Source organism: Thermus thalpophilus (assembly GCF_022760915.1).
Taxonomy (GTDB): Bacteria; Deinococcota; Deinococci; order Deinococcales; family Thermaceae; genus Thermus; species Thermus thalpophilus.
On the sequence record NZ_JAKTNS010000003.1, the window covers coordinates 102,008 to 121,022 of the forward strand.

The 19,015-nt window shown below is 68.2% G+C and carries 16 protein-coding genes and 1 riboswitch; of the genes, 5 read left to right on the top strand and 11 right to left on the bottom strand.

The genetic code is table 11. The features are described from left to right. Positions 1 to 5: 5 nt before the first annotated feature. Positions 6 to 1,307: a tyrosine--tRNA ligase gene (gene tyrS / locus L0D17_RS02510; protein ID WP_243093750.1), complete on the bottom strand. Its 1,302-nt coding sequence runs from the start codon at positions 1,305 to 1,307 to the stop codon at positions 6 to 8. Between the two features lie 22 nt (positions 1,308 to 1,329). Here tyrS and L0D17_RS02515 point away from each other — a divergent pair, with 22 nt between their 5' ends. Genes L0D17_RS02515 through L0D17_RS02525 form a run of 3 tightly spaced genes read left to right on the top strand, consistent with a single transcriptional unit; the run spans position 1,330 to position 2,159 of the window. Then, positions 1,330 to 1,707 (top strand): hypothetical protein, encoded by a 378-nt coding sequence (locus tag L0D17_RS02515; protein ID WP_243093751.1) that lies wholly within the window; start codon positions 1,330 to 1,332, stop codon positions 1,705 to 1,707. A 57-nt stretch (positions 1,708 to 1,764) separates the two neighbouring features. Then, a complete protein-coding gene (rpsT, locus tag L0D17_RS02520; RefSeq protein ID WP_243093752.1) occupies positions 1,765 to 2,064 on the top strand; it encodes a 30S ribosomal protein S20 in 300 nt (99 codons plus the stop codon). An 11-nt stretch (positions 2,065 to 2,075) separates the two neighbouring features. Then, on the top strand, positions 2,076 to 2,159 hold the full coding sequence (locus tag L0D17_RS02525) for a 30S ribosomal protein THX (protein ID WP_008632889.1): 84 nt from the start codon (positions 2,076 to 2,078) through the stop codon (positions 2,157 to 2,159). A gap of 31 nt (positions 2,160 to 2,190) precedes the next feature. Here L0D17_RS02525 and L0D17_RS02530 read toward each other — a convergent pair whose 3' ends face one another. Genes L0D17_RS02530 through L0D17_RS02540 form a run of 3 tightly spaced genes read right to left on the bottom strand, consistent with a single transcriptional unit; the run spans position 2,191 to position 5,264 of the window. Beyond that, the gene (locus L0D17_RS02530; protein ID WP_243093753.1) at positions 2,191 to 2,931 is read right to left on the bottom strand and encodes a DUF4388 domain-containing protein; all 741 of its coding nucleotides are present in this window, start codon (positions 2,929 to 2,931) and stop codon (positions 2,191 to 2,193) included. Continuing rightward, positions 2,916 to 3,791 carry a homoserine kinase gene (gene thrB / locus L0D17_RS02535; RefSeq protein ID WP_039458646.1) on the bottom strand — a complete coding sequence of 292 codons (876 nt, stop codon included), beginning with the start codon at positions 3,789 to 3,791 and terminating at the stop codon, positions 2,916 to 2,918. The genes L0D17_RS02530 and thrB overlap by 16 nt, the downstream gene beginning before the upstream one ends. A gap of 27 nt (positions 3,792 to 3,818) precedes the next feature. Continuing rightward, complete coding sequence (locus tag L0D17_RS02540; RefSeq protein ID WP_243093754.1) at positions 3,819 to 5,264, bottom strand: NAD(P)H-hydrate dehydratase; 1,446 nt, start codon at positions 5,262 to 5,264, stop codon at positions 3,819 to 3,821. A gap of 34 nt (positions 5,265 to 5,298) precedes the next feature. Here L0D17_RS02540 and L0D17_RS02545 point away from each other — a divergent pair, with 34 nt between their 5' ends. Continuing rightward, entirely contained in the window at positions 5,299 to 6,033 is a 735-nt protein-coding gene (locus L0D17_RS02545) for an SIR2 family NAD-dependent protein deacylase (protein WP_243093755.1), read from the top strand. A 1-nt stretch (position 6,034) separates the two neighbouring features. Continuing rightward, the gene (locus L0D17_RS02550; protein WP_243093756.1) at positions 6,035 to 6,526 is read left to right on the top strand and encodes a hypothetical protein; all 492 of its coding nucleotides are present in this window, start codon (positions 6,035 to 6,037) and stop codon (positions 6,524 to 6,526) included. Here the strand turns inward: L0D17_RS02550 and L0D17_RS02555 are convergent. From L0D17_RS02555 to rpoB, 7 genes are all read right to left on the bottom strand, one after another. Next, entirely contained in the window at positions 6,523 to 8,007 is a 1,485-nt protein-coding gene (locus tag L0D17_RS02555) for an ABC transporter permease (protein WP_243093757.1), read from the bottom strand. The genes L0D17_RS02550 and L0D17_RS02555 overlap by 4 nt on opposite strands. 3 nt (positions 8,008 to 8,010) lie before the next feature. Next, positions 8,011 to 9,045, bottom strand: coding sequence for a thiamine ABC transporter substrate-binding protein (locus L0D17_RS02560; RefSeq protein ID WP_243093758.1), 1,035 nt, complete (start codon positions 9,043 to 9,045; stop codon positions 8,011 to 8,013). Positions 9,046 to 9,063: 18 nt separating this feature from the next. Further along, positions 9,064 to 9,157: riboswitch (TPP riboswitch) on the bottom strand. Positions 9,158 to 9,162: 5 nt separating this feature from the next. Next, on the bottom strand, positions 9,163 to 10,011 hold the full coding sequence (locus L0D17_RS02565) for an alpha/beta fold hydrolase (RefSeq protein WP_243093759.1): 849 nt from the start codon (positions 10,009 to 10,011) through the stop codon (positions 9,163 to 9,165). Then, the gene (locus L0D17_RS02570; RefSeq protein WP_039458602.1) at positions 9,981 to 10,220 is read right to left on the bottom strand and encodes a hypothetical protein; all 240 of its coding nucleotides are present in this window, start codon (positions 10,218 to 10,220) and stop codon (positions 9,981 to 9,983) included. The genes L0D17_RS02565 and L0D17_RS02570 overlap by 31 nt, the downstream gene beginning before the upstream one ends. Continuing rightward, positions 10,217 to 10,795 carry a fuculose-1-phosphate aldolase gene (locus L0D17_RS02575; RefSeq protein ID WP_039458605.1) on the bottom strand — a complete coding sequence of 193 codons (579 nt, stop codon included), beginning with the start codon at positions 10,793 to 10,795 and terminating at the stop codon, positions 10,217 to 10,219. The genes L0D17_RS02570 and L0D17_RS02575 overlap by 4 nt, the downstream gene beginning before the upstream one ends. 57 nt (positions 10,796 to 10,852) lie before the next feature. Then, entirely contained in the window at positions 10,853 to 15,427 is a 4,575-nt protein-coding gene (rpoC, locus tag L0D17_RS02580) for a DNA-directed RNA polymerase subunit beta' (RefSeq protein ID WP_243093760.1), read from the bottom strand. A gap of 15 nt (positions 15,428 to 15,442) precedes the next feature. Beyond that, on the bottom strand, positions 15,443 to 18,799 hold the full coding sequence (gene rpoB / locus L0D17_RS02585) for a DNA-directed RNA polymerase subunit beta (protein ID WP_243093761.1): 3,357 nt from the start codon (positions 18,797 to 18,799) through the stop codon (positions 15,443 to 15,445). Between the last annotated feature and the right edge of the window lie 216 nt (positions 18,800 to 19,015).

A 19,015-nucleotide genomic window follows, 5' to 3' on the forward strand; every position in this document is an offset into this window, starting at 1 on the left:
ACCCTCTAGTCCCCAAGCCGTACCCGCACGAAGCGGTCCTTCCCCCGCTGCAGGACCCGGGGCCGGGAGAGGTCCACCTCGAGGCTCGGGTCGGTAATTAGCTCCCCGTCTAGGCGCAGGCCCCGGTTTTGGATGAGCCGCCTCGCCTCGGCGTTGGAGGGGGTGAGGCCCGCCAGGGTAAAAAGCCGCGCCACCCAGATCCGCCCCTCCTTGAGCTCGGAGGCGGGGATGGCCACCTCGGGGAGGTCCTCGGGGATCCCTCCCTTGGCCACCTCGTCGTAGCGGGCCTCCGCCTGGCGGACCTCCTCAGGGCCCGCCTCCTTGTCCCGGCCCAAGGCCTCCCAGGCGTAGCCTAGGCTCTCGTAGAAGGCCCGGTCTAGGCGGGCGGGGATCCGGGGCCTGGCGTAGGCGGCGGTGAGGAGGCGGGCCAGGACCCGGTGGGCGGGAACGGGGCCCGCCTGGAGAAGGGCCCCGGTCTCCTCCTCCGTGAGGTCCGTGAGGAGGCGGAAGTAGCTTGGAAGAAGCGGGTCGGGGACCCGCATGAGCTTCTTAAACATCACCTCGGGGGGCTCCGCCACCCCGATGTAGTTGTCCAGGCTTTTGGACATCTTCTCCCGGCCGTCTAGGCCCACCAGGAGGGGCATGAGGAAGCACACCTGGGGGTCTTGGCCGTAGGCCCGTTGCACCTCCCGCCCCACCAGGAGGTTGAACCGCTGGTCCGTTCCCCCCATCTCCACATCGGCTCGGATGGCCACGGAGTCGTAGGCCTGGGCGAAGGGGTAAAGGAACTCGTGCAAGGAGATGGGGATGCCCGCCTCATAGCGCTTCTTAAAGTCCTCCCTTTCCAGCATCTGGGCCACGGTCATGAGGGAGGTGAGGTGCACCACCTCCTTGAAGGTGAGGCCCTCCAGCCACTCGGAGTTGTAGCGGAGCTCAAAGAGCTCGGGCTCCTGCCTGAGGATCTTCCCCGCCTGCTCCACGTAGGTCTTGGCGTTTTCCCGGGTTTCCTCCAGGGTGAGGGGGGGGCGGGTCTTGCTCCGCCCCGAGGGGTCCCCGATCATCCCGGTGAAGTCGCCGATGATGAGGACCACCTTGTGCCCAAGCTCCTGGAACTGGCGCATCTTCCTCAGGACCACCGCATGTCCCAGGTGGAGGTCGGGCCGGGTGGGGTCGGCCCCTAGCTTCACCGTGAGGGGCCGGCCTTCCTTGAGCTTGGCTAAAAGCTCCTCCTCGGGGATGATCTCTTCCGCCCCCCGCTTGAGGAGGGCGAAGGCTTCTTCCGGGGGGATGGTGCCCGCGCCTGCCATGTGCCCAAGTATACTTAGGGCAATGCGGAGCCTGCTCCTTTTGGCCCTGGCCGCCTTGGGCCTTTACTGGTACGCCGAGCGCTACGGCCTCGCCGTGGGTTACCCGCCCTTTTTGCCCGTCTTCTACTGGAAGTACACGGGGGAGGCCCGCTACCCCTTGCGGGTCACGGGGCTTTACGATGCGGTGAAGGTGCGGGTGGAGGGGAGCCTGCAGGAAGGCAGCCTCGAGGTGGCCTTGCTCCAGGAAGGAAGGCTTTTGGGGGAGCGGCGCTATCGCGGGAGCTTCCAGGAAGAGGTGCGCTTTCCCGTGAGCGCCGGCGAGTATCTCCTGCGTTTCCGCCTGCAGGACGCCAAGGGCCAGGTGCGCTACGACTGGGTGGCCACCAAGTTTGCCCCATAGGGCGGGGTGTGCTACACTTAGGCCTGGTCTGCCCCGAGGGGGCATAAGGGGAAAACGATGGCGCAGAAGAAGCCCAAGAGGAACCTTTCCGCTCTGAAGCGGCACCGGCAGTCCTTGAAGCGCCGGCTTCGCAACAAGGCCAAGAAGTCGGCCATCAAGACCCTGAGCAAGAAGGCCGTCCAGCTGGCCCAGGAGGGCAAGGCGGAGGAGGCCATCAAGATCATGCGCAAGGCCGAGAGCCTGATTGACAAGGCGGCCAAGGGTTCCACCCTGCACAAGAACGCCGCCGCCCGCAGGAAGTCCCGGCTGATGCGCAAGGTCCACCAGCTTCTTTCCGCCCAAGGGGCTAGCGCCTAAGGAGGGAAGGCATGGGCAAGGGCGACCGTCGCACCCGCAGGGGCAAGATCTGGCGGGGTACCTACGGCAAGTACCGTCCCCGCAAGAAGAAGTAGCCCAAGCGGCGCTGGGGGGGCCTAGGGGCGCCTAGGCTTCCCCTTCCTTGTCCATCTCCCAGGTGAGGTCCCTTAGAAGCCAGCCCCTCCCCGGGGGCGCGATCTCCCCCGAGCTTAAGGCCTGGACCAGGTAGCGGCGCACCAGGCTCACGGGTACCCCGGCGGCGATCACCTCGCCCAGGTTGCGGGTGCCGTCCAGGAGGGCCTGGAGCTGGCCGTACTCCTCCAGGGTCTTGCCCTTGCGCCCCTGGTAGCGGATGCGCAGGGCGTACCAGGCGTAGCGGCGCAAGGGATAGAGGTCCCCTTCCCTTACCCCCATGTAGGCCCGCTCCATGGCGATGAGGAGGGGAACGCCCCAAGCCTTGGCGGCGGCCCGGACGCTCTTGCCCCCCTGGAAGACCTCCAAGGGCGCCTTGGGGCGGATGGCCTCCAGGACGCGGCTGGGGGAGTCCACCAGGGTGCGGAACCGGTCCCACTCGTCGTTGACCCGGGCCCACTCCCCCAGCAAGGTGGTGAAGGGGAGGAGGGGGCGCTCCTGGGAAGGGGGGCCAGGCTGGAAGCGGAAAGGGCCTTCCTTGGGGTGGAGGGGGAAGGCGAAGAGGGCCTCGATGCCTTCCCAGTCCAGGATGGCCGCCCCCACCACCTCCCCGGCGGAAAAGCGCAAGGAGAGGGGCAGGGGCCCCACCTTCACCTCCAAAACGCCAGAGCGGCGGTGGCCGTGAATGAGCTCCAAGAGCTCCGTAAGAGGGATGGTGTTCAGGTTTCCTTCCAAAAGTATCCCTCCCCGAGGTTCAGCACCAAGGTCTGGCCCTGGCCCCGGTAGCCCACCAGGGCACGGGCCACGCCTTCCTCCGCGCCCTGCCGCACCAAGGCGGCCAGGGTGGGCCCCGCTCCCCCCACAAAGGCGGCCAGGGCTCCCGCCGCCAGGGCGTTTTCTATGGCCTCCATCACCCCGGGCATGAGGTGGGCCCGGTGGGGTTGGTGGAGGCGGTCCCGGCAGGCTTCCCGCAGGGCCTCGAGGCGGCCCGAGTAGAGGGCGGCGGGCCAGAGGGCGCTTCGCGCCAGGTTGTAGACGGCGTCGGCTAAGGGTACCTTTTCCGGCAGGGCGGCCCGGGCCAAGGGGGTGGGCACGGGGTAAGGGGGGACAGCCAGGACGAAGCGCACCCCCTCGGGCCTGGGCAGGGGGATGGCTAAGGGAGGCTCGCTCAGGGCGGCCACAAACCCCCCGTAGACCGCGGGGGCCACGTTGTCGGGATGGCCCTCCAGGCGGGCGGCCACCTGGAACACCCCTTCCCGCCCAAGCCGCCCCCCGGAAACCCGGTCCGCCAGGGCCACCCCCGCCACCAGGGCAGCGGAGGAGCTTCCCATGCCCCGGGCCAGGGGGATGGGGTTGAAGGCGCGGATGGCCAGGGGCTCCGCCTTCAGGCCCAAGGCGGCCATCCCCGCCCGGTAGCCTTGGTGGATCAGGTTGTCCGTTCCCGCCACCTGGCCTTCCCCCTCGTAGAAGAAGGCGTCTTCCCGGGCCGGCTCCGCCTCCACCTCCAGGTAGAGGTCCAAGGCGACCCCCAGGGCGTCAAAGCCCGAGCCCAGGTTGGCCAAGGTGGCGGGGACGTAAAGGCGGGACAGGTCCATGGTGAGGGGCAAAGCCCTTGCCCAAGACTATACCAGGCCCAAGGGGAGGCCGAGGCCCCCCTCCAGGAGCTTCCTGGCCCGGGGCAGGGCCTCCGCCACCTCCCGGGCCAGGAGGCCCACCCCCTTTTCCTCCGCCAAAAGGTCCCCGGCGAGGCCGTGCAGGTACACCCCAAGCCGGGCGGCCTCAAAGGGGGCAAGCCCCGCCGCCATAAGGGCGGCGATGGCCCCCGAGAGGACATCCCCCGTACCGCCGGTGGCCAGGGCAGGGTTGCCCGTGGGGTTCACGGAGACCCGGTTTCCTTCCGCCACCACCGTGGGGTTCCCCTTGAGGACCACGGCGAGGCCCGTGGTCTCCGCCAGGGCTCGGGCGGCGGTCACGGGGTCCTTGGTTATCGCCTCCGGGGAGGCGCCCAAAAGCCTCCCCGCCTCCCCCGCGTGGGGGGTGAGGACCGCTTTAACCCCGGCGCGGCGGTAGAGGGCCACCACCTCGGGGTGTAGGGCATCGGCGTCCAACACCGTGGGCAGGCCCGCCTGGAGGGCCTCCAGGGCCCAGGCCTTGCCCCAGGGCCCCCCGCCCATGCCCACCGCCAAAGCCTCCACCTTCATGGGGGGAAGGGCGGGGGCAGGCACGGGGTGGAAGACGGCCTCGAGGGGCTCTAGGGGCGTCCCTTCGGGGATAACCAGGTGCACGAGCCCCGCCCCCATGCGGTAGGCCCCTAGGGCGGCCAAGAGGGGGGCTCCAGCGTAGCGCAGGGCGTCCCCCCGGTAGCCCCCAAGCACCCCCACCCGGCCCACGCTCCCCTTGTGGGCGGTGAGGGGGCGCTTTGGTAGGAGGGGCCTTAGGACCAGGGGGGTCGCCACCTCGGGGAGGTCTTCCCGTTCCAAGAGGGCTTGGGGCAGGCCGATCCCCGCTAGGAAGAGCTTGCCGCAGGCTTCTCGGTGGAGGAGGTGGGGGGTTTTCAAAGCGGCGAAGGCGAGGGTGGCCGTGGCCCGCACGTGGGGGGAGAAGGGGAGGCCCGAGGGGAGGTCCAGGGAGAGGACGGGGAGCCTCGAGGCGTTCACCCGCTCCACGAGCCCGGCGTAAAACCCCTCCAGGGGGCCCCTGAGCCCGGTGCCGAAGAGGGCGTCCACCAGGACCTCCCCTTCCCCCCAACTGGCCTCCTCCAGGGGGAGGAGGGGAAGGCCCAAGGCCTCCAGGGCCCGCCGCATGAGGAGGGCATCCCTCCCTTCTCCTCCAGCGGCGTAGACCCGCACCCTTACCCCCTCCAAAAGGAGGTGCCGGGCCAGGGCCAGGCCGTCCCCGCCGTTATTCCCTTTGCCGCAGAGGACCACGGCGGGCGCCTCGCCGAAAAGCCTCCGGTAGACCCGGGCCGCCTTCATCCCCGCCCACTCCATGAGGAGCAGGGTGGGGTAGCCCATGGCCTCCGCCTTCTCGTCCGCTTCCCGCATGGCCTCGGGGGTGAAAAGCCGCATCTCCCTTAGCCTACCGCGCTAGGATGGGATGGGGATGGAAAGCCTTCAGGAGGCGCAAAAGCGGCTAAGGGAGGCGAAGCGGGTGGCGGTCCTCACAGGGGCGGGCATCTCCAAGCCCTCGGGCATCCCCACCTTCCGGGACGCGGAGGGCCTGTGGCGGAACTTCAACCCCTTGGACTACGCCACCCCCGAGGCCTATGCCAAGGACCCCGAAAGGGTCTGGGCTTGGTACGCCTGGCGCATCGCCAAGGTGCGGGAGGCTTTGCCCAACCCCGCCCATTACGCCCTCGTGGAGCTGGAGCGGCGGGTTTTGGCCCGTGGGGGAGAGTTCCTCCTGGTGACGCAGAACGTGGACGGCCTTCACGCCCGGGCCGGAAGCCAAAACCTGGTGGAGCTCCACGGCAACATCCTCAGGGCCCGCTGCGAAGCCTGCGGGAGGCGTTTTCCTCTCCCCGAGGCCTTCACCCCACCCCCCTTCTGCCCCGCCTGCGGCCACCGGGCCCGGCCCGACGTGGTCTGGTTCGGGGAGCTTCTTCCCCCGGGGGCCTGGGAGCGGGCGGAAAAAGCCTTCGCCCAGGCGGACGTGGCCCTGGTGGTGGGCACGAGCGCCGAGGTGGAGCCCGCCGCCTCCTTGGGGCGCATGGCCTTCGCCGCCGGGGCCTACTTGGTGGAGGTGAACCCCGAGCCCACCCCCCTCACCCCCCTAGCCCACCTTTCCTTACGCCAGGGGGCGGTGGAGGGGCTCGCCGCTTTGCTCCAGGAGGGCTAGCGTGGGGGCTTTGGCCGACCTTTGCACCCTGGCCCGGGGTGGGGTGGTCCTTCTCCTCCTCCTCCGGGTGGGGGAGGGGCTCGAGGCCTTGGGGCAGGTGGTGCGCCTCCTCCTTTTGGGCTGGAGCCTGGACGTCCTGGACGGGATGCTGGCCCGCGCCTCCAGGCGGCCCACCCGCCTCGCCGCCTGGGACTACCCCCTGGACGCCGGCCTGGCCTGGGCGGGCTTCGCCTACCTTTTGGGGGCGGGCCTGGTGCCCCTCGGCCTCGGCCTTTCCTGGATGGTCTTGGCCCTCACCCTCCTCCTCCGCTACCCCAACAAGAGCCTTTCCATGCTCCTTCAGGTGCCCGCCACCTTCGCCCCCTTCCTCTTCGCCGCCACCTTCGCCCCGGAGGCCTTTCACGCCGCCTTGATTTGGGCCCTTTTGGCCCTCCTCCTGGACGGGCGGCGCTTCCTTGGGGTGGTGAGGGAGTTCCTGGCCGGCTTTTCCTAGCCTAGCCTACTCCGCCCCCGGTCCAGGAGGTAGAAGAGGAGGCCGGAGAGGAGGGCGAGGAGGGCGGCCAGGCTCAAGGCCTCCCGGAAGGGTCCTTCCCCGGGGCGTCCCAGGCGTTCGTAGATGGCCAGGGTCAGGGTGGTCCACTCGGGCCGCCAAAGCACCAGGCTCGCCCCGAACTCGCCCAGGAGGGCGGCCAGGGCCAAGGCCACCCCCGAGGCCAGGGCGGGGCGGAGGAGGGGAAGCTCCACCCTTAAAAAGGCGCGCCAAGGGGTGGCTCCCAGGGTCCTTGCCGCCTCGAGGAGGCTTGGGGGGAGGCTCCTTAGGGCCGGCAGGAGGGTCCGGGCCAAGAGGGGGTAGGCCAGGAGGGCGTAGGCGGTGAGGAGGAGGAGCAAGGAGCCCCGAAGGCCAGGGTAGGCCACCAGGTAGCCGAGGCCCACCGCCACCGGGCTCACCATAAGGGGGAAGAGGCCCAGAAGGTCCCATAGCCCGCTCCGCCGCGCCGCCACCCCGTAGGCCACCCCCAGGGGCAGGGCCAGGAGGAGGGCGAGGAGGGTGAAGCGCACGGAGTTGGCCAGGGCCAAGGGCAGGGGGGTGAAGTCCTCCGAGACCCAGGCGGAGCGGAGGGCGGAAAGGCTCCCTTGGGCGAAGAGGGCCAGGAGGGGGGCGTAGAGGAGAAGGAAAAAGGCCCCAAGCCCCAAGGGGTAAGCCAGGGAGGGGGCGGGAAGAAGGGGCCCTGGGGGAAGGGGGTGGGCCTTGAGGCGCAGGTGGAGGAGGACCAAGGCCCCCAGGGTGAAAAGCTGCCAGGCCATGAGGGCGCTGGCCTCGGGCAGGGCCAGGCGGTGGGCCAGGAGGGTGTAGACCTCCACCTCGAGGGTGGCGTGCCGGGGCCCCCCGAGGAGGAGGGGCACCCCAAAGGCGGAGAAGGTGTACAGGAAAACGAGAAGCCCCGCGCCCCCCAGGGCGGGAAGGAGGAGGGGAAGCCCCACCCGGAGGAAGGCGCGCCAAGGGGTGGCCCCCAGGCTCCGCGCCGCCTGCAGGGGCTCCTCCAGGCCCAAGGCCACGGGGAGGAGGACCCGTAGGGCGAGCCCCAGGTTGTAGAAAACCGCCGCCAGGAGGAGGAGGGCGAAGGTGCCGTAAAGGTCCACCCCCAAAAGCCCTCGAGGGCCCAGGAGGGCCAAAAACCCCAAGGCCACCACCGGGGTGGGGAGGACGAAGGGCAAAGTGGAAAGGGAGAGGAAAAGGGCCCGCAAGGGGAAGCGCCGCCGGAAGAGGAAGGCCAGGGGGAGGGCCAGGGCGAGGGTGAGGAGGGCCGAGGCCAGGCCGTACTCCAGGCTAAAGCGGTAGCGCTCCCAGTAATAGGGGTTGGTCCAGGCGTTCCAAAACCCCTCCCCTACGCCCAGGAGGAGGAGGCGGAAAAGGGGGTAGAAGAGGGCGAAGGCGAGGAAGGGGAGGACCACCCCCCTGGCGAGCCAGGCCATCGCCTAGCGCCGCCCCCGGCGCACCGCCTCCGGGCTTTGCCCCTGGAGGACCACCTTGGTCCACTCGTCAATCCAGCGCTCCCGGTTCTCCGCCATGCGCTTGGGGTCCAGCCGCACGCTCCCCACGGGCTCGGGGGCGAAGCGGAAGACCTCGGGCAGCTTGGCGTCCCGGCGGGCGGGGTACATCCACATCTCCGTGGGGATGTTCTCCTGCACGGGGCGGGAGAGGAGCCAGTCCACCAGCTTCTTGGCCCCTACCAGGTTCTTGGTGCCCTTCAGGATGCCCACGAACTCCACCTGGAAGAAGGCGAGCTCCGGGAACAGGTTGGCCGTGGGGGGCTCTTGGTACTTGCCCTCGGAGTAGTAGACCTCGGCGGCGGGGCTGGTGGTGTAGGAAACCACCAAGGGCCGGTCCCCCTTGTAGAGGGTGAAGTGGGTGTAGTAGGCCTCGCTCCAACCCTTGGCCACCCGCACCCCGCCGTCCCGGAGCTTGGCCCAGAAGTCCAGGTAGCCGTCCTCGCCGAAGCGGGCCACGGTGGCCATGAGGAAGGCGAGGCCGGGGGAGCTGGTGGCGGGGTTTTCCACCACCAGAAGCCGGGCATACTCGGGCTTGGCCAGGTCCTCGGGGGCCTTGGGCAGGGGCCGGTTCTGGAAGTAGGCCCTATCGTAGTTCAGGCTCACCCAGCCGTAGTCCACGGGAAGGGCCCGGAAGGTGGGGTCCAGGAGCAAGGTGGCCTTGAGGTTTCGGATCTCCGGGCTCCGGTAGGGGAGGAGGATGTCCGCCTCCAGGGCCCGGGAGAGGAAGGTGTTGTCAAAGCCGTAGAGGACGTCGGCGATGGGGGCGCTTTTGGTGAGGATGGCCCGGTTCAGGGTTTCCCCGGCATCCCCCGCCTTGAGGATGCGAAGCTTAAGGCCCGTTTCCCGCTCAAACTGGGCGATGAGGCCCTTGTCCAGGGAGAAGCTTTGGTGGGTGAGGAGCGTGATCTCCTGGGCCAGGCCGAAGGCCAAAAAGAGAAGCAACGCCAAGGCTTTACGCATAAACCCCTCCTTGTCACCGGGAGGGGCCCGTCACCTTCCCTACGCCGGCATTACCCGGATCAGGTTCCAAGGGTATCTCTCAGCCCCTTTTGGGGCACCCCCGGTGACGTCCTTAGTCTACCACCCTTGAGGGACGAGGACGTGGGCGAGGGCGGCGCGGAAGGCCTCGGCGAAGGCCTCGGGGGCGTCTATCCAGGGATAGTGCCCCGCCCCGGGCACCACCCGGATGGGCGCTTTGAGCCGCTCCGCCACCTCTTCGGCGTAGGGGTAGCTGGTGCCGTCCAGCTCCCCCACCACCACCGCCAGGGCCTTGCGGGAAGGGGCGAGGTAGGGGGTGTAGTCCAGGCGCCAAAGCCCGTTGTGCAGGAAGGCCAGGGCCGGGGTGTCGGGGCCCAGGATGCCCGAGCCTTCCGCCAGCCACTCGTACTCCAGGCGCCCCCTTGGGCTTGGGAACATGAGGCGGTCAAAAAGAAGCTTGGGTTCGGCCTTTTCCAAGGCGGCCTTGAGGTTTTCCTCCGGGTCTTCCCCCGGGGTGAGCCCCGCTGCCTCCGCCAGGCGGGCGGCGAGCCAGGGGAAGTTCACCCAAGGGCCTAAGAGCAAGGCCCCTTCCGCCTCGGGGTAGCGGCGGAGGACCTCCAGGGCCACCACCGCCCCGAAGCCGTGGGCCAGAAGGCCAAACCGCTCTATCCCCAAGGCCTCGGCCAGGGCCAGGGTGTCCTCCACCAGGGCGTCAAGGGTGAAGAGCCGGGGGTCTTGCGGAAGCTCCAGGCTCCGCCCCGAGCCCCGCTGGTCAAAGTAGACCACGCGGAAGCCTTCCAGGTGGTCCTGGAGGCTTTCCCGGAGGACGTAGGCGTTTCCCCCGGGGCCCCCGTGGAGGACCAAAAGGGCGGGGGCGTGCACATCCCCCACATCCTCCACATAGAGCTCCGCCTCCCCTACGGGGATGTAGCCGATTTCTTCCCGCATCCCCTATAGACTACCCCATCCTCCAAGGTAAAGGTCCAGACCCTGACCCCGGGGAGGCCCTCCGCCAAGGCCTTGGCCTCCTCCGAGGCGCCGAAGACCTGAAGGAGGAACACCCCTTCCCCCGCCAGGAGCCAGTGGGGGTGGGGAAGCCTTTGCGCCAGCGCCCAAAGGGGTTCCCGTTCCTTGCCCTCCACGAAGAGCACCTTCATCCCTTCCCCCAAAGCCGATGGTAAAGGAGGATCTCGGCGCTTTCCTCCAAGGTGGTGAGGAGGCTATAGGCCTCCAGAAGCGCTTCTTCCGGCTTTTCCTTGCGCCCCAAGGCAAAGGCCCCATGCCCCTTGAGGAGGCAGACCGGGTGCTCCCCGAGCGCTTCCGCCACCGCCAAGGCCGCCTCTTCCGTGGCGGAGGTGGTCTTGGGGGAGAGCACGGGGACTTCCTTGAGGTGGTACTGGCCCTCGAGGTCCAAGGGTACGAGCCGCTCCAGGTGCAAGGAGAGGGCCACCGCCACCCGGGGGTGGGCGTGGACCAGGGCCTTGGCCCCCGTCCGCCGGTAAACCTCCCGGTGGATCACGCTTTCCACGCTGGCCCCCGGGGGGAAGGGGCCCTCTAAGGGCACCTCCACCAGGTCCTCCGGGGTAAGCCGGGCCTTCTGCACCCCGCTTTTGGTGATGAGGAAACCCTCCTTGGTGCGCGCGGAAAAGTTGCCCGCGGTGGCGGAGATGAGGCGCTGGGCGAAGAGGTCTTCCCCCACTTGGCGAAAGGCGGCGTAGAGCTTGGCCAACATGGCCCCATTATGGGCCAAGAGACGGCGGGGAGAACCCGCCGCCTCTTAAGCCTTTCCTTAAGCCTGCTTGCCCGGCTGTTCCCGGCGGGGGGCCCGGCGGGCGGGGGCCTCCTTGGTGGCCTCCACCGCCTCCTTGCGGGCCTCCTCCAGGGCCTTCAGGGTCTTCTGGTCCACCACCTGGGTGAAGCGCACGAAGTCGGAGCCGGTGCCGGCGGGGATCAGGCGGCCCAGGATGACGTTTTCCTTGAGGCCGATGAGCTCGTCCTTCTTGCCGGCGATGGCCGCCTCGGTGAGGACGTGGGTGGTGTTCTGGAAGCTGGCGGCGGAAAGCCAGCTCTTGGTGGAGAGGGCGCTCTTGGTCACCCCCATGAGGAGGGGCTTCCAGGCCACCGGGGTCTTGCCCTCGGCGATGAGCCGCTCGTTCAGGGCCTCCACGTCCCACTTCTCCAGGACCTGGCCCTCCAGGAGACGGCTGTCCCCGGGGTCGGTGACCTCCACGTACTTGAGCATCTGCCGCACCACGATCTCGATGTGCTTGTCGTGGAGCTTCACCCCCTGGGCCCGGTAAACCTTCTGGATCTCGTCCACCAGGTAGCGCTCCACCGCCTCCGGCCCCTTGGCCTCCAGGAGCTGGTGGGGGTCAATGGCCCCGCGGGTTAGGGGCTGGCCCGCCTCCACGTAGTCCCCGTCCTTCACCACCAAGCGGGCGTCCTTGGGGAGTTTGTACTCCTTGGCGAAGCCCTCGGACTCCACGAAGACGGAAAGCTTCTCCTCGGTTTCCTCAATGCGCACCACGCCGTCAATCTCCGAGATCACTGCCTTGGCCTTGGGCCTGCGGGCCTCAAAGAGCTCAATGACGCGGGGCAGACCCTGGGTGATGTCCGTGCCCGTGGCCACGCCGCCGGTGTGGAAGGTGCGCATGGTGAGCTGGGTGCCGGGCTCCCCGATGGACTCCGCCGCCACCACCCCCACCGCCTCGCCGATGGACACGGGCCGGGCCATGGAAAGGTCATACCCGTAGCACTTCTGGCACACCCCGTAGCGGGTCTGGCAGGTGAGGGGGCTCCGCACGGGCACTTCCTTGATCTCCCCGGCCTCCGCCCCCTTGATGAGGAGGTTCACGTCCTCCAAGGAGAGGTAGCGGCCCTCCTCGAGGCGCACCCCCTGCACCTCCACCTCCCGGGCCAGCACCCTGCCGTAAAGCCCCGCCTCAATGTCCGAGCGCTTCCTGAGGCGCAAGGAGCGGGTCACCTCGTCGGGCTGGAAGAGGGGGACGGAGATGTAGTTGGTGGTGCCGCAGTCCGCCTCCCGCACCACGATCTCGTGGGCCACGTCCACCAACTTGCGGGTGAGGTAGCCCGAGTCGGCGGTCCTGAGGGCGGTGTCCGCCCCACCCTTCCGCGCCCCGTGGCTGGAGATGAAGTACTCCAGCACCGTGAGCCCCTCGCGGAAGGAGGAGCGCACCGGCACCTCAAAGGTTTCCCCCGAGGGCTTTTGCATGAGGCCCCGCATGCCGCAAAGCTGGCGGATCTGCTGCGGGTTACCCCGGGCCCCGGACTGGGCCATGACGTAGAGGGGGTTGAAGGGATAGTTCTCCTCAAAGTTCTTGAAGACCGCCTGGGTGACCTTCTCCGTGGTCTCCGTCCAGAGCTGGATCACCTGGTCGTAGCGCTCCCGGTCGGTGAGGAAGCCCATCTCGTAGGCTTGCTCAATCTGGCGGAGCTTGCGGTCGGCCTCTTCCAGGTACTTCTGCTTCTCCGCCGGGATCACGGCGTCGTCAATGCCGATGGTGATCCCGCTGGTGGTGGAGAGGGTGAAGCCGTAGTACTTGAGGGCGTCCAGCAGCTTGGCCGTTTTTTCAATGCCCAGGCGCAGGAAGGACTGGTAGACCAGGTCCTTGAGGGAGTTCTTCTCCTGGGGCACGTCCATCTGGAGGAGCTCCTGGGCCACCTTCTCGTCCCCCACCGCCTCGCCCACGATGCGGGCGAAGAGGATGCGGCCCGGGCTCGTTTCCAGCCGCTTGCCCAGGTAGCGCACCGTGACCACGTCCTGCAGGTCCAGAAGGCCGTGGGCCACGGCCAGAAGGGCCTCGTCCGGGTTGGCGAAGACGAACTTGAGCCGGCCCACGCTGGTTTCCTTGCCCGCCACCTTAATGGGGGCGTTCAGGGCCACCTCGCCCCGCTCGTGGGCGGCCAGGGCCTCCTCGGGGGTGGCGAACTCCCGGCCCGCCCCCTTCTTCTCCCGCCGGACCTGGGTGATGTAGTAAAGCCCCAGGATGATGTCCCGGCTGGGCTTGGCCAGGGGCTCCCCGGAGGCGGGGGAGAGGAGGTTGTGGGCGGAGAGCATCTGGATGCGGGCCTCGGCCTGGGCGAAGGAGGAAAGGGGCACGTGCACCGCCATCTGGTCCCCGTCAAAGTCGGCGTTGAAGGCCTCGCACACCAGGGGGTGGAGCTGGATGGACTGCCCCTCCACCAAAACGGGCTGGAAGGCCTGGATCCCCAGGCGGTGCAGGGTGGGGGCCCGGTTCAGGAGGACCACCTTCCCGTGGATCACCTCTTCCAGGGCGTCCCACACCTCGTCCTTGATGTCCCGCTGGCGTTCCAGCATGCGCCGCGCCGCCTTGACGTTGGGGGCGATGCCCTTTTCCTCCATCTTCTTGAGGAGGAAGGGCTTGAAGAGCTCCAGGGCCATGCGCTTGGGCAGGCCGCACTGGTGGAGCTTGAGCTGGGGGCCCACCACGATCACGCTTCGGCCCGAGTAGTCCACCCGCTTGCCCAGGAGGTTCTGCCGGAAGCGCCCTTGCTTGCCGGAGAGGACGTCGGTGAGGCTCCGCAAGGGGCGGTCGGAACCGGGGTTGGTCACGGGGGCCCCACGGCGGCCGTTATCGATCACGGCGTCCACCGCCTCCTGGAGCATGCGCTTCTCGTTGCGGATGATGATCTCCGGTGCCCCCTGGGCCAAGAGCTTCTTCAGGCGGTTGTTGCGGTTGATGAGGCGGCGGTAGAGGTCGTTGAGGTCGCTGGTGGCGAAGCGGCCCCCGTCCACCTGCACCATGGGGCGAAGGTCCGGGGGCAGGACGGGGACGGCCTCGAGGACCATCCACTCGGGGCGGTTGCCGGAGTCCAGGAAGGCCCGCACCACCTCCAGGCGCTTGCGGGCCTTGGCCCGCCGGGCCCGGGAGGGGTGCTTCATCTCCTCCAGAAGCTCTTTTTCCAGGGCCTCGAGGTCCAGCTCCTTGAGGAGGGCCTGGATGGCCTCAGCCCCCATGCGGGCGTCGATGTCGTAGGCCTCCACCACCCGCACCACGTTGCGGACCAGGTCCACCTCCACCCGGCCGTGGATCTCGCTTTTGACCTTGCCCCCGTCCGCCAGCACGTCCCCCGGGGCCACCCGGTCGCCGGTGGTGACCTCCACGTCGTCTTCAAAGGGGTAGAGGCGGGCCTTCATCACCACGATGCTGGCGGGCTCGTGCAGGTGGACCACGCCCTCGGCCTCGGCGATCACCTCCTCCTCGGGGTCAATGGCGGCCACGATCTTGTCCCCCGGTGCCACCCTGGCCCCTTCAGGCACCACCACGTTCATGTGGGGGGCCACCCGGTATTCCTTGGGCTCGGTCCACTCCAGGGAGAGGGTGAGGTAGACGCTTTCCCCTTCCTCCTCCGCCTCCACCACCTTGGCGTGCATGTGGCGAGGCAGGCGCAAAAGGCCCTTCCCTTCCGCCAGGGGCTGGCCTTCCTCCGCGATCTCCCCGTGCACCACCAAGGGGGTGAGGCCCACGGGGAGGAAGTAGCGGGCCACGGGCTCCTCGTTTTGCAGGAGGGTGAGGAGGTAGCCTTCCTGGAGCTCCGCAAGCTCCACCACCCCCCCTTCCTCGGCCCGGAGGAGGTAGGGCTCGGGAAGCTCCGCCAAAATCTCCCCGGGCTTGTACGCCTCCTTCTCTACCCAGGCGGCCAGGGGCAGGCGCAAGGCGGCCCGCTCCTTCTTCAGGTAGTCCACCACCACCCGGCGGGGGAAGCGGTACAGCGCCACCCCGTCCATGCGGCTCACCACCCCGGGGGCGAGCTCCTGGCCCTTCACCACCTCCTCCCCGTCCTTCACCAGGGCGTCCACCCCCGTGGGCAAGGGGTAGGTTTCCTGCTTGCCGTAGCGGAGCTCCCGGTACTCCTCGTCGGTGAGGAGCTGGCGCTTTTCCACGGGCACGCCGTTCAGGATGGCCCCCTTGGGGTCCAAGACGATGTACTTGCTGAAGTAGAGCACCTGCTCCAGTTCGGTGGCGGAGAGGTCCAGGAGGGTGCCGATCTTGGAGGGCACGTCTTTGACGAACCAGATGTGGGCGGCGGGGGTGGCGAGCTCAATGTGCCCCATGCGGTAGCGGCGCACGATGCTCTTGGTCACCTCCACGCCGCAGCGCTCGCACACCTTGCCCTCAAAGCGCTGGCGCTTGTACTTGCCGCAGGCGCACTCGTAGTCCTTGATGGGACCGAAGATGCGCTCGTCAAAAAGCCCGTCCCGCTCGGGCTTTAGGGTGCGGTAGTTGATGGTTTCCGGCTTCTCCACCTCCCCGTAGCTCCAGGAGCGGATCTTCTCGGGGGAGGCCAGGGCGATGCGGACCTTGCGGACTTCCTTCTTCATCGTTCCTCCAGGTTTTTAGCGCTTGGACGCCAGGCCCTCAAAGATGTCCACGGGGTTGTCCTTCTCGTCCAAGGTCTGCACGTCCAGGGCCAGGGCCTGCAGTTCCTTGACCAAGACGCGGAAGGACTCGGGCACGCTGGGCTCGGGCACGTCCTCGCCCTTGATGATGGCCTCGTAGGCGGCGTTGCGGCCTTCAATGTCGTCGGACTTGAGGGTGAGCATCTCCTGCAGGGTGTGGGCGGCTCCGTAGGCCTCGAGGGCCCACACCTCCATCTCCCCGAAACGCTGGCCACCGAACTGGGCCTTGCCGCCCAAGGGCTGCTGGGTGATGAGGGAGTAGGGGCCGGTGGAGCGGGCGTGCATCTTGTCCTCCACCATGTGGTAGAGCTTCATGATGAACATCTGCCCCACCACGATGGGCCCCTCAATGGGCTCGCCGGAGCGGCCGTCGTAGAGCACCACCTTGCCCTGGGTGAAGAGCTCCCGAAGCTGCTCCTCGGGGCTTCGGCCGGGGGTGACCAGGCCGAGTTTTTCCGCCCGGGCCAGAACCTCCTTTTCCCGCTTGTCCACCCCGAAGCCCTCGGCCTTGCGCTTGCCAAAGTAAAGGTCAAAGGCCTCGGCCAAGAGGGCCTTGATCTCGGGCTCCGTGGCCCCGTCAAACACCGGGGAGATGTAGCGCTGGCCCAGGAAGTAACCCGCCAGGCCCAGGTGGGTTTCCAGGATCTGCCCCAGGTTCATCCGGCTCGGCACGCCCAAGGGGTTTAGGATCACGTCCACCGGGGTGCCGTCCGGCAGGTGGGGCATGTCCTCCACGGGGAGGATCTTGGCCACCACACCCTTGTTCCCGTGGCGGTTGGCCAACTTGTCCCCCACCTGGAGCTTGCGCTTTTGCGCCACGAAGACCCGCACCACCTCCCGCACCCCGGGCTTGAGTTCCACCCCCGGGTCCCCCCGCTTGAGGCGCAGGGTGCCCACCACGATGCCCCCTTCCCCGGGGGGTACCCGCAGGGAGGTGTCCTTCACGTCCCGGGCCTTCTCGCCGAAGATGGAGCGGAGGAGGCGCTCCTCGGGGGAAGGCTCCTGCTCGCCCTTGAAGCTGGTGCGGCCCACAAGGATGTCGCCCGGCTTCACCTCGGCGCCGATGCGCACCACGCCCTCCTCGTCCAGGTCGCGCAAAGCCGCCTCGGAGAGGTGGGGGATGTCCCGGGTGATGCGCTCGGGGCCCAGCTTGGTGTCCCGGGCCTCTATCTCGTAGCGCTCAATGTGGATGGAGGTGTAGAAGTCCCGCTTCAGGAGCTCCTCGCTGATGACGATGGCGTCTTCAAAGTTGTAGCCGTCAAAGGGCATGATGGCCACCAGGACATTCTGCCCCAGGGCCAAGAAGCCCTCCTCGGAGGCGGGGCCATCCGCCAGGAGGTCCCCCTTCTTCACCCTCTGGCCCACCACCACCCGGGGGCGCTGGTCCAAGGCGGTGCCCTGGTTGGAGCGCACGTAGCGGCGCAAGGGGTATTCCACCAGGCGGCCGTCCTCGTAGCGCACGGCGATGCGGCGGCCGTCCACCGCCACCACCTCCCCATCCTCCTCGGCGTACAAGGCGGCCAAGGAGTCCCGCACCACCCGCTCCTCCAGGCCCGTCATCACCACCGGGGCCTGGGCGCGGATGAGGGGCACCGCCTGGGTCTGCATGTTGGAACCCATCAGGGCCCGGTTGGCGTCGTCATGCTCCAGGAAGGGGATGAGGTTGGTGTTCACGGAGAAGACCTGCTTGGGGGAGACGTCCATGAACTCCACCTCTTCCGGGCTCACGATCACGGGCTCCCCGCGCCGCCGGGCCACCACCCGGTCGGTGGCGATGCGGTTGCCCTCGAGGGGGGTGTTGGCCTGGGCGATGGTGAAGCGGTCCTCCTCCGTGGCGGTCATGTAGGCCACCTCGTCCGTCACCACCCCGTTCACCACCCGGCGGTAGGGGGTGCGGATGAAGCCCAGCTCGTCCACCCGGGCGTAGGCGGCCAGGGAGGTGATGAGGCCGATGTTGGCCCCTTCCGGGGTCTCCACCGGGCAGATGCGGCCGTAGTGGGTGCGGTGGACGTCGCGCACGTCAAAGCCCGCCCGCTCCCGGGTGAGGCCCCCGGGGCCCAAGGCGGAGATGCGGCGCTTGTGGCGCAAGGAGGAGAGGGGGTTGGTCTCGTCCTTGAACTGGGAGAGCTGGCTGCGGCTGAAGAACTCGCGGATGGCGGCCTCGAGGGGCCGGTTGTTCACCAGCTTGGCCGGGGTCAAGGCATCCCCGCCCATGACCATGCGCTCCCGCACCCCGCGGGCCAGGCGGCTCAGGCCCACCCGGAACTGGTCGGCCATGAGCTCCCCCACGGTGCGGATGCGGCGGTTGCCAAGATGGTCAATGTCGTCCACCTCGTGGCCCGGCACCCCGGCGGTGAGGGCGAAGAGGTAGCGCAAGGTGGGCAGGAAGACCTCGTCCTTGAACTCCCCGTCCTCAAAGCGGGCCAGGGTGCGGCCCGAGAGGCGGATGCCGAGCTTTTCCTCCGCCTTGTACCGCCCCGCCTCCCCCAGGTCGTAGCGCCGGGGATCGGCCAAGAGGCCGTAGAGGTAGGCCAGGGCCTTGTCCTTCTTGGGCGGGTCCCCCGGGCGGAGCAGGGTGAAGAGGCGCACCAGGGCTTCCTCGGGGCGCATGGCGAGCACCGCCTCGTCCAAAAGCCCTTGCACCAGCTCCCCGTAGGCCCCAAGCTCGCGGTTTAAGGTCTCGGCGTCGTACCCGAAGACCCTGAGGAGCAGGATCAGGGGGAACTTGCGCTTGTTGACCTTCATGGAGACGGTGCCGTTGGGCTCCAGCTCCAGGTCAATCCAGGGCCCCCGCTTGGGCAGGGGGATGATGCTGGCGATGTACCGCCCGGGGCGGGCGGGGTCGGGGGTGAAGTACACCCCGGGGGAGCGGTGGATCTGGGAAACGATGACCCGGTCGGCCCCGTTGATGATGAAGGAGCCGTCCTCGGTCATCAGGGGGATGTGGCCCAAGAAGACCTCGTCCTCCTTGATGAGCCCGGTGTCCTTGTGGATGAGCTGAAGCCGGGCGTACAAGGGAGCCTGGTAGGTCAGGTCCTTCTGTCGGCACTCGTCAGGGGGAAAGGGGGGCTCGCCGATGCGGTACTCTAAGAAGTCCAGGACCAGACCGCCCTTGCCCTTGTCCCCCTCCTCAATGGGGAAGGTCTCCTTGAAGGCCGCCTGAATCCCCACGTTCTCCCGCTTTTCCGGGGGCACGTCCGCCTGGAGGGCCTTCTTGTAGGAAGCCACCTGGATTTCCGTAAGGGTGGGCAAAGGAATAACCTCTCGGATGCGACCGAACCGCTTAATCTCCATGCGTCACCTCAAAGGGTAAGCGGGCCGCCCGAGGTAAGCTAACAGGGTTCTTCCGCAAGGGGTAGGTCCCTTGCGGCGGCTGGCTCTTACCGTGCTCCCTTGGCCCGACCAAAGAGCACAACCTGTAGCTTACAGGAGGTGACCTTACCCCGTCAATCCCTTGTAGTCGGTCAACACATTTGAGACTCTGTGGGGACCGCCTCCCCCCGTATTTTA

Bases quoted from the DNA above. Each gene is read 5' to 3' on its own strand.
- L0D17_RS02555 (WP_243093757.1), bottom strand. From the start codon at position 8,007: ATGGCCTGGCTCGCCAGGGGGGTGGTCCTCCCCTTCCTCGCCTTCGCC.
- rpsT (WP_243093752.1), top strand. From the start codon at position 1,765: ATGGCGCAGAAGAAGCCCAAGAGGAACCTTTCCGCTCTGAAGCGGCAC.
- rpoB (WP_243093761.1), bottom strand. From the start codon at position 18,799: ATGGAGATTAAGCGGTTCGGTCGCATCCGAGAGGTTATTCCTTTGCCC.
- L0D17_RS02575 (WP_039458605.1), bottom strand. From the start codon at position 10,795: ATGTTGGCCAAGCTCTACGCCGCCTTTCGCCAAGTGGGGGAAGACCTC.
- L0D17_RS02570 (WP_039458602.1), bottom strand. From the start codon at position 10,220: ATGAAGGTGCTCTTCGTGGAGGGCAAGGAACGGGAACCCCTTTGGGCG.
- L0D17_RS02560 (WP_243093758.1), bottom strand. From the start codon at position 9,045: ATGCGTAAAGCCTTGGCGTTGCTTCTCTTTTTGGCCTTCGGCCTGGCC.
- tyrS (WP_243093750.1), bottom strand. From the start codon at position 1,307: ATGGCAGGCGCGGGCACCATCCCCCCGGAAGAAGCCTTCGCCCTCCTC.
- L0D17_RS02515 (WP_243093751.1), top strand. From the start codon at position 1,330: ATGCGGAGCCTGCTCCTTTTGGCCCTGGCCGCCTTGGGCCTTTACTGG.
- L0D17_RS02540 (WP_243093754.1), bottom strand. From the start codon at position 5,264: ATGCGGCTTTTCACCCCCGAGGCCATGCGGGAAGCGGACGAGAAGGCG.
- L0D17_RS02565 (WP_243093759.1), bottom strand. From the start codon at position 10,011: ATGCGGGAAGAAATCGGCTACATCCCCGTAGGGGAGGCGGAGCTCTAT.
- thrB (WP_039458646.1), bottom strand. From the start codon at position 3,791: ATGGACCTGTCCCGCCTTTACGTCCCCGCCACCTTGGCCAACCTGGGC.
- rpoC (WP_243093760.1), bottom strand. From the start codon at position 15,427: ATGAAGAAGGAAGTCCGCAAGGTCCGCATCGCCCTGGCCTCCCCCGAG.
- L0D17_RS02525 (WP_008632889.1), top strand. From the start codon at position 2,076: ATGGGCAAGGGCGACCGTCGCACCCGCAGGGGCAAGATCTGGCGGGGT.
- L0D17_RS02545 (WP_243093755.1), top strand. From the start codon at position 5,299: ATGGAAAGCCTTCAGGAGGCGCAAAAGCGGCTAAGGGAGGCGAAGCGG.